The sequence below is a fragment of the Streptomyces sp. NPDC002476 genome (assembly GCF_042889785.1).
GTDB lineage: Bacteria > Actinomycetota > Actinomycetes > Streptomycetales > Streptomycetaceae > Streptomyces.
Genome location: NZ_JBIARH010000055.1, coordinates 26,110 through 35,504, shown reverse-complemented (window position 1 = coordinate 35,504; position 9,395 = coordinate 26,110). Strand labels below are relative to the sequence as shown.

Below are 9,395 nucleotides of genomic sequence, written 5' to 3'. Positions count from 1 at the left end.
GCCTTCTGCACGTCTTCTTGCCGCAGCGGCCGGATCTCCACACCGCTTTCTCCGTCACGGAGGAGGAGTTCACCGACGCGTACGGCGTGAGCCGGCGGCGATATCGGCTGGCTCTGGAGGACTTCGGACCGCCGTTCCGGCAAGAAGAAGGGCCCGTTCATCTGTACTGCGTGAAGCGTTGAGTTCGTCACAACACTCTCGGAGTTCTCGGTGGGACGGATCCCTTCGCGGGACAGTCCGTAGCCCGTAGGGCCGTGCCATGACCGAACAGTTCACTCGGAAGCAGTGACCGGCCGTGCCAACAGCCGCCGTAGCGGGCTGTCGGCCGGTGTGACGGCACCAGGTGGACCGATGAACGGAAGCCGAGTTCCCTGCATGCCTGGGTCGGGTCGGCTCACAGGTGATAACAGCCCTCAGGCATCAGCCACCCGCACCCGCACCGACTTCATCCCGTTGATGAAGTTCGACACGAGGCGGCTCGGCGGACCGGCGAGTCGGAGGGGGCCGGGTGGCAGAGCGCGGCACGCCTCCTCGTACAGGGTCCGCAGTTGCAGCCGGGCGAAATGGGCGCCGAGGCAGACGTGGGGGCCGTCGCCGAAGGAGACGTGGGGGTTGGGCGTCCGGGCGAGGTCCAGGGTGAACGGGTCGGGAAAGACCCGCTCGTCGTGGTTGGCCGAGGCGTGGAAGACGACCACCTTGTCGCCGCGCCGGATGCGAGTGCCCGCCAGGTCCGTGTCGTGGGTGGCAGTGCGGCGGAAGGTCAGGACCGGTGGGTGGCGGCGGAGGAGTTCGTCCACGGCGGTGGCGAAACCCACCTCGCCGTTGCGCAGACGGTCGTACGCCTCGGGGTTCTCGGCCAGGAGGAGCAGCCCGCCCGGGGCCGCGCTGCGTACGGTGTCGTTGCCCGCCACCACCAGCAGGAAGAAGAACATCTCCAGTTCGGGGCCCGTGAGTTCGGGGTCGGTGGCCAGGGACGTCATGACGTCGTCGGCGGGGTTCCGGCGCTTGTGGGCGGCGAGCGCCTGTGCGTAGTCGAACATGTCGCCCAGTGCCGCCGGGGAACGGGGGTTGAGGGGTTTGCCGTCCGGGCCCGGTGCGGACGGCCCGGATTCATCGGGATCCTGGTAGCCGATGACGCGCCGGGTCCAGTGCAGGAGGAGATCCCGGTCGCCGTCCGGTACGCCGAGCAGATCGGTGAGATTGAGAAGGGCGTAGTCGTCGGTGACCCGGGCGACCAGATCACAGGCCCCGTCGGTGGCGCGGGCCTCGGCGACCGCCGCGGTGAACAGCGAGCGCGCCCGCTCGCGGACGGTCGTCCCGAAGCGGTCCACGCGCCGGGGCGTGAAGGCGCGGCTGATGAGAGTACGCAGCCGACGGTGGTGCGGCGGGTCCTGGTTGAGCATCATCCGGCGGATGAACGGCAGGTCGTCGGGGTCGGGGTCGCGGATCTGGGTGGCGCCGAGGTACGAGGAGTACGTCGACGCGTCCTTGAGCACCCGGACGACGTCCTCGTGCCGGGTGACGGCCCAGAAACCGGGGCCCGCCGGCCAGCCGAGGACCTCCGGTTCCTCCTGCCACGCCACCGGGTGGTGGTCGCGCAGTCGGCGGTAGCGGTCGTGCGGGATGCCCCGCGCGTACAGCCGCGGGTCGAAGACGTCCGGTACAGACGGTTCCGGCGTGTACGCGATGGGCGTGGGCCCGTCCGCTACAGCCCGATCCGGTACGGGCCCCACCGGTACGGGCCCCTCCGATACGGGACCGCTCACGCCGACGCCCCGCCGGACCTCGCGCCGTCCCGTTCGCCGGACCGCACTTCATCCCCCTCGTCGTCCCGCAGGAAGTCCTCCACCACACGGATCAGGTCGAGCGGGGCCTCGTCCATCGCGTAGTGCCCGCACGAGGGCAGCTCCACCAGCTCGGCATGCGGGTACCACCGCATCCAGGTGGCGCGCTGCACCTCGGCCGACAGCGCCGGGTCCAGCGCGCCGACAACGGCCAGGGCCGGTACGGACGAACCCTCGATCCGCTCGTGGAAGTCCTCACGCGCCCAGGAGTCCAGCCACGTCCGGAACGCCTTCTCGTCGCTGCGTTCGAGCGAACGGCGCACCATGCGGTCCAGCCAGGCTGCCGGTCGGCGGCCCCCTGTGGTGATGTCGAGGATGGTGCGACGGTTCTCCGGGGCACGCGCCGCACCGGAGAAGAGCTCCCACTGATCGGGCGGGAACGGTACGCCGGACGCGGGGACGGGCGAGACCCCGACGAGCCGTCGCACCCGGTGCGGTGCTGCGGCCAGCGCCCGCTGGACGACCGATCCGCCCATCGAGTGGCCGATCAGCGAGAACCGTTCCCAGCCGAGCCGGTCGGCCAGCGCGAGCACGTCCTCGGCTCCCTCGGCCGTGGTGTGGGCGCCGTCCACGTCCCTGGCCCCGCCGTATCCGCGCAGGTCCACCACCGCGTACTGGAAGGACCCGAGGTCGAGGTCCGGCAGCACCGGGGCGTAGGCGGAGCGGTCGGCGAACCAGCCGTGCACGGCGATCACCTTGTGCGGCCCCTCGCCGTGCAGTTCGTGGGGCAGGTCGAACGTTGCGGTCACGCGGACTCCCGTCACCGTACGGAGCCGGCCGGTCGATCACCGGTCGGCCCGACCACGGTGACGTCAGGCGTCGTCGTGCGCAAGAGGGCACGTACGGCCGCACCACCGCACCGTCACGCCGCCCTGACACCGTCTCGCCGCGGTCGCCCGCTCACCTCAGCAGCTTCAGGTACGGCCCGAATTCCGATGCCAGCGTCAGGCGGCCCAGTTTCTGGTACTCGCGCTGGATCGCGTGGATGAGCGTCGTCATGGTCACGGGCTCGCCCGTGTCCGCCGCCAGGTACGCGGCCGTCACGGCGATGGAGCGGATGTTGCCGCCCGCCAGCTCGAAGCTCTCGGCGCAGAAGGCGAGATCGAGGTCGCTGCCGCGTGGGAGTGCGGGTCCCAGGCAGCGTTCCCAGAGAACGAGGCGCTGCCCGGGGTCCGGGACCGGAAAGTCGACGACCAGGTCGAGGCGGCGGGTGAAGGCATCGTCGAGGTTGGCCCGGAGGTTGGTGGCGAGGATGGCCAGACCGTCGAAGGACTCCATGCGCTGGAGCAGATACGCGCTCTCGACGTTCGCGTAGCGGTCGTGGGCGTCCTTCACGTCCGAGCGTTTGCCGAAGATCGCGTCTGCCTCGTCGAAGAGAAGAACCCCGTTCACGCCTGCGGCCTCGGAGAAGATCCGTTCCAGGTTCTTCTCCGTCTCGCCCACGTATTTGTCGATCACCGTGGCCAGGTCGACGGTGTACAGGTCGAGCCCCAGATCGGCGGCGATCACCTCCGCCGACATCGTCTTCCCGGTGCCCGAGTCGCCCGCGAAAAGGGCGGACACGCCCCGGCCCCTGCCGCCGCCGGGGCGCATGCCCCACTCCCCCAGCACCCGGTCGCGATGGCGGGCGCGGGCGGTGAGTTCGCGGAGCTGGGCGTGGGTGTCCGGAGGGAGTACGAGGTCGTCCCAGGTGACGGAGGGTTCGATGCGGCGGGCCAACCGGTCCAGGCCGGCCGCGTTCTGGGCGCGGGCGCCGTGACGGACGTGGTCGGGGGTGAGGGTGCCGCCCTCCAGGTGCGTGGCCTGGGCCGCGCTCCGGGCGGCGCGGGTGATCTGCTCCGGGGTGAGAAGAAACGGCGAGAGCAGCCGGTCGACATCGACGGTGTCGGGGACCGGGGCAGTACCGGGGACCGGGAGCGTGTCGGGGGCCGGGGCAGTACCGGAGACCGAGGCCCCGTACGCGTCGTCGTACGCGTCGGCCCAGAGGGCGGCCCGGGTCGAGGGCTCGACACGGGGAGCGTGCAGCAGGAGCGGTGGCACGGCGGACCAGGCCGCGTCCCAAGGGGCCCGGCCCACCAGGACCGTGGGGACCGGCGTGCCGGTGAGCAGCCGGAGAAGCCCGGGATGGTCGCGGGAGACCGCGTCGAGTGGGGCACAGACCAGCCCGGCGCCGGTCAGCCGGGCCTCCCGCACCAGGGAACGGACCGCCTCGGCAGGGGCCGGATCCTCGGCCAGCCTCGCCAGGTCGAGACCCAGCACCCGGTGGCCCGCCCGGGTCAGGGCGGAGGCGGCGAAGGCGGTGCCCGCGCCGCCCTGGTCCTCACGGAGGTGGACCAGCGCAATGTCGTGGGCGAAGGCCCGGGCCAGCGCGGCGGGGTCGCCGACGCCCGGTACGGCGTGCCACGGGGCGAGGAGATCCGCCAGCCGGGGATCGGGGGTGTCGGCGCCGAGGAGGTGCGCGGTGACCCGGTCGGGTACGCGGAGCGCACGGTTCAGGAACGGGCGGTCCATGTCCTCGACCAGCAGCAGGCGCCCCTCCCGGAGGGGCGCACAGGCCGAGAGCCGACCGCGCGCCGCCTGGTCGGCGGGGGACAGCCCGCACAGGCCCAGGGCCAGACCGATCGACGGACGGCGGAGGGTGACGTCGTCGTTGAGGTAGCCGTAGAACGCCTCGAAGCGGTCGTCCAGATCGGGGACGAGGGTGATGAGGAGGATCTCCACGTCGAGAGCGGTCAGCCCGAACTCGTCCGCCAGGGCGGTGAGCCGGGTCGGCTCGGCCGGAGCCTCGTCGTCGTACGGAACGGGTGACGGGAAGGCGCGCGCCTCCTGCGAATCCAGCAGACGTGTGACGGTGTCGTCCGTCAGGTAGAGGCCGCGGAAGGCGTCGTCCGGATCCGGGTCGGTGGACTGCCTGGCCTCCACCGCTCGCCGGACGCGCTGCTCCACCGCTGTCGCGCGGGCAAGGAGGTGGCGCAGGTTCGCGTCATCCTCGGTCGTCATGAAGCGCCGTCCCCCGCGCCGTTCTCCATCCCGCCCCCCGCGCCGTTCTCCATCCCGTCCCCCACGCGCTTGTCCATCCCGTCCCCCGCTTCCTTCTGCACGCCGTTCTCCGGGGCGGCCGCCGTGCCGGCCGCCCCGGACGCCGCACCGGTCCCCCGGTTCTCGGTGATGCGGAGCGAAAGACCACGCCGCCGCCCCGCACCGGAGTTCCGCCGCCCGTCCGACCGGCCCGGGGCGCCGACCGACCTGGTCGGGTCACCGTCCGACCAGGCCGGAGCACCGTCCAACCGGGTCCCGTCGGAGTCCGATCCGGCCCGCTCGTCGTCCGGTACCGGTCGTACGGGCCTGCCCGGGCGGCCCCCGTACACCGGGAGCCGGCCACGCCCCGGCATCGGTTCCGAGGGCGGCTCGTCCACTTCCGGCATGTCCCCGAACCGGGCCTGCACCCCCTCGTCGCCCACCGGCGGGCCGGCCGCATAGCTCGGCGACGCCGTCACCGGCACACTGACCACCAGGTCCAACGAGGGCTTCAACTCGCCGCCCAGCGCGCTCCACACATCTGCGAACGAGCGGTCCTCGGGAGGCGGCAGGGCGATCGACATCGGTACGGCGGCCCCGATCTCGGCCAGCGTGCCCGCCAGCCGTTCCGGGGGCAGCGCCTCGTAACGGAGCAGACAGCCCAGCAGGGAGGCGAGCAGCCGGTGTTCGTCCTCGGGGCGCTTCGTCCATGCCGTGATCAGGTACGACAGCTTGAAGAAGCGGGGCGGTCGGCGGCGCGCGGTGATCGTGCCGCGCTCGTCGTACTCGTTGTGCAGCCCGCGCTCACGTCTGCGCATGTCCTCGCGGATGTCGTAGAGGTAGAGGTTGACCATGGGCGCGTTGACCTTCGCCGCCCACTCCCGGGTCGGGGCGTCGAAGACCACCGCGATCTGGCCGCCTTCGAGCACCTCCGCCCTGATCAGGGACCGCAGTACGTCGTCGACCTCGTGGATCACTCGATCGCCTCCGTGCGGTGGACCCTGCTCATTCGGTGGCCTCCGTGCCGGTCAGCCCTGCGCTCCCGGTCGCCCGCGTACCGTCGACCCTGCTCATCCGGAGTCCCCACGGCCTCGCCCCGACTCACCCGATCGCCTCCGCACGCTCGTCCGCGCTCACGCTCGCCCCGCGAAGTCCGGTGGCTGGAGATTCCGTTGGACCACGAGGACCGGTTTCTGCAGCCGGTCGATGTCGCGGGTGTCCGCACGCAGCTTGCGCGGGCCCAGCTTGTCCTTGCGCAGCACCGGGATCTGGACCTCGAAGGTGCCGTCGCGGCCCACGGTCACGGCGGACATCTCCGCGTTGATCCCGATGTTCCACGTGAAACGTACGGTCTGCCCCGGCGGATAGTCCTTGCCCCTCGCCAGCACCACCTGGCCCGGCTTGGCGACCTGCGGAGTGATGGTCAGCGAGGGCTTCAGGACGCGCAGCCGGTCGGTGGCCTGGTTGTCGGTCTTCCGGCGGTCGGGCAGCGTGCCGCGCACAGTGGCCCGTACGTCACCGGTGACCGCCGCACGGTACGTCGCGGTCTGCGTCACCTCGATGCGGCCCCCGGCCGGGATGGTGCACGGCTTGGCGGCCGTGCAGCGGGGCAGGGCGGGCAGATCGCGGTCCTTCGCCTTGGACGGCTTCGGCCAGGACGAGCCGAGCACCACCCCGGTCGCCGCGTCCGGACCGGCGTTGGTGACGGTGAAGCGGGCGCGTGCGGGGCGTCCGGTGTACGTGCGGTCGGGACTGACGTCGACCTTCACCGCCACATCCGCCGAGGGCGGCACGGGGGCCTCCAGAACCTCGATCCGTGCCGTGTCCGTCCCCGTGTTGCCCGCGGAGTCGGTGGCCGAACAGGTCACCGTCGTGACACCGACCGGGAAGAGCGAGCCCGAGGGCGGGGCGCAGGTCACCGGCAGCACGCCGTCGGTGGTGTCCTGGGCGGTGGCCCTGTACGTGACCCTCGTCCCTTCCTTCTCCTTGGCCCGGACGGTCAGATCGTCCACGGTGACGACGGGGGCGTCGATGTCGTTCACGTCGATGTTGATCTGCTCCGTGAACTCCGGGTCCGCCGCCGCGGCCGGGCCGATCGTGTCCGTTCCAGGTACCCGGGTCCCCATCAGGAACTGAACGGTGCAGGTCAGTCGGGCGCCCTGGGGCGCGTCGGCGGAGACATCGATGTTCTCCTCGAAGTGCGCGGTCTCCCCGCTGGTGAGCCTCTGGGTGGGTGGTTCGAGGCTGACCGAGAGATGCGGGTCGCAGTCGTCCAGGCGATAGCCGACGTTGGTGGGGAGGTTGTTGAACCCCGCGATGATGGCGTCGGTGACGCCGTCGCCGGGAATTCCGCTCAGCATGCGGCCGCTGGTGGCCTCTGCGATCCGCTTGGCCTGGTCGGGCTCGTGGTACGGGTCCTGGTAGGTGGGGCTCTTGTATCCGTCGCCGTTGAGTCCGTCGCCGTTCTCGGTCGTCACATCGACGGCGATGACGCGAACGCCCTTGTCCTGAAGCGCGAACACCGCGTCGTCATAAGAGATGCCGTTGCTGGGATTGTGGCTCGACGCATCGCCCACCAGGACCACGACCGGGCTGGCGCCCTCGCGGAAGACCGTACCGCCGTCCGCGCCGTTGGCCACTTTCCACAGCGCGTAGATCCAGTCCTCGGACGGGCCTTTGCTCCGGTAGCCACGTGAGGTGTCCAGCCTGTCGACACCCTGCTTCTGGACGTCGTCGAGGTTGGTCGTCAGACCTTGGAGGACTGCGAACTCCGCTGTCGGATCGTCCTTCTCGTCGCCATAGGTGGCCACCGCGAAACGGGAATCCGGCTGCTGTTCACGGACCTTCGTCGTGATGGACTTCAGGCCCGTCTGCACATCGCCGATGGGGGTCTTCATGCTCCCCGTACCGTCCACCAGCAGGATCACATCGGGGCGCGGCGGGATCGCGGGCGTACGCACCTGCTTGGCCACGCCCGTGGAGCCTCCGGGATCGACCGCGTCGGTGAACTCGGCGGGGGTGACCCAGGGCTCGGGCACCGCCGCAGTCGGCGCCCCCGAGGTCACGGCCGAACCGGGCGTCATGCCGGCTGCGACGAGGAGCAGGGCCAACGCCGGGAAGCGCAGCACGGCCAGAGCCCTGCGCGAAGCGGAAGGCCGGGGCAGGGGCCGGGCCGACCGGTCCGTCCGCGACCTCGGCCATGACCGCGACCGCGTCGCCCCCCGCGGCGGCTGGAACCAGCGCACGAAAGCCCTCCCCCACCGTCCGGCCGATCGGCGTCCGGACGCCACGGTCCCGTACGGTCACCCGGCCCGCAGCGGTACGCCAGTCACATCTGCGGGAAGCCCCCGCTGCCCTTTCGGGCAGCCGCCGACCCCGGCGCCGCCCAAGGAACCCGGCCCGCACCCGGCCCCAACCCCGAGCCCGAGCCCGGCATCGTGCCTGGAATCCGGGCCCGTGCCCGAAAGCCGACCCGCACCCGGCCGCTGCCAAAAAAACGTCCCCGCACCGGAAAGCCGAGCACCGTGCCCGAAAGCCGAGCACCGTACCCATGCAGTCGGCCCCCCGGGGCCGGCCCGCGGACCGACCCCGCGGACCGACCCCGGGATCCGTGGCGGACGGCTCAGATCAGCCCTTGTCGCATCGCGTACGCGACCGCGTGGGACCGGTTCCGCAGCTGCAGCCGGGTCATCACCGAATGCAGCACGTTCTTGATCGTGCGCTCGGAATAGGCCAGCTTCGTCGCGATGTCCGCGGTGTCGTACCCCTCCGCGACCAGCCGCAGCACGTCCACCTCCCGGGCTGCGAGACCGGTGAAGTGCAGGCCGCGCGGTCCGAGCACCTGTCCCTGGAGGCGACCGACCTCTTCAAGAAGGCGGCCCAGCAGGTCGGAGGGGAGATGGCCCTCGCCTCGCGCCACCGTTCCGATGACCTGTACCAGGTGTTCCGGAGTCGCCTCGGCCCGCCGGACCACACCGGCGACGCCGCATTCGGCCGCGCTCACCAGCTTCTGCTCGTCGATGTCCGTGGTGACGAGGACGGCCCGCGCGGTGCTGGTGCGCTGGATGTGCCGCAACATCGTGAGCACCTCGTCGTCGACCGCGTCCACGACGACGACGACGATCTGGGGCGAGGCGTCTCCCTCCGCCCACTCCGTCACGCTGACCTCGGGACGGGCCCGTAACTGACTCGCCACGCCCGCCTGCGAGATCGGGTCCTGGGCCCTTAACGCGACAGTAGTTCGCTCCATGGCAATGCTCCCCCCTGAGCAACAGCCGGTGGCACCACGGCGAACACAACCATCACGGCTGTTTCGTATGACTCGCTGAACTCGCTGAACTCGCTGGACTCGCTCGAACCGCCGAACTCGCCCATATCGCTCGTATCGCTGAACTCGCTCGTATCGCTCGTATCGCTGAACTCGCTCGAACCGCAGAATCGCTGAGTGCTGAATCGCTTGCACGCCTGACTCGCTCGTCTTGAAGCTGTCAGACGATTCCCCCGTTTGCCTACAGGGAAACAAAAGGGCCGTCC

7 protein-coding genes are annotated in these 9,395 nt (G+C 71.0%); 1 reads left to right on the top strand and 6 read right to left on the bottom strand.

Annotated elements, in window-relative coordinates:
* The coding region (locus ACFYXM_RS33740; protein WP_389295242.1) for a hypothetical protein at window positions 1-182 on the top strand (182 nt) is incomplete at its 5' end.
* Between the two features lie 231 nt (window positions 183-413).
* Here the strand turns inward: ACFYXM_RS33740 and ACFYXM_RS33735 are convergent.
* The 6 genes from ACFYXM_RS33735 to ACFYXM_RS33710 all read right to left on the bottom strand — a co-directional run bounded on the left by ACFYXM_RS33735 (window position 414) and on the right by ACFYXM_RS33710 (window position 9,111).
* The gene (locus tag ACFYXM_RS33735) at window positions 414-1,688 is read right to left on the bottom strand and encodes a cytochrome P450 (RefSeq protein WP_389295249.1); all 1,275 of its coding nucleotides are present in this window, start codon (window positions 1,686-1,688) and stop codon (window positions 414-416) included.
* Between the two features lie 74 nt (window positions 1,689-1,762).
* Entirely contained in the window at window positions 1,763-2,593 is an 831-nt protein-coding gene (locus ACFYXM_RS33730; protein WP_389295240.1) for an alpha/beta fold hydrolase, read from the bottom strand.
* A gap of 151 nt (window positions 2,594-2,744) precedes the next feature.
* Window positions 2,745-4,844: an ATP-binding protein gene (locus ACFYXM_RS33725; protein ID WP_389295239.1), complete on the bottom strand. Its 2,100-nt coding sequence runs from the start codon at window positions 4,842-4,844 to the stop codon at window positions 2,745-2,747.
* Window positions 4,841-5,839 (bottom strand): Pvc16 family protein, encoded by a 999-nt coding sequence (locus ACFYXM_RS33720; protein WP_389295237.1) that lies wholly within the window; start codon window positions 5,837-5,839, stop codon window positions 4,841-4,843. Before ACFYXM_RS33720 ends, ACFYXM_RS33725 begins: the two co-directional genes overlap by 4 nt.
* A 156-nt stretch (window positions 5,840-5,995) precedes the next feature.
* Window positions 5,996-7,990, bottom strand: a complete 1,995-nt coding sequence (locus ACFYXM_RS33715; protein ID WP_389295235.1) for a VWA domain-containing protein — start codon at window positions 7,988-7,990, stop codon at window positions 5,996-5,998.
* A 494-nt stretch (window positions 7,991-8,484) separates the two neighbouring features.
* Window positions 8,485-9,111, bottom strand: a complete 627-nt coding sequence (locus ACFYXM_RS33710; RefSeq protein WP_389295233.1) for a response regulator transcription factor — start codon at window positions 9,109-9,111, stop codon at window positions 8,485-8,487.
* Window positions 9,112-9,395 lie beyond the last annotated feature (284 nt).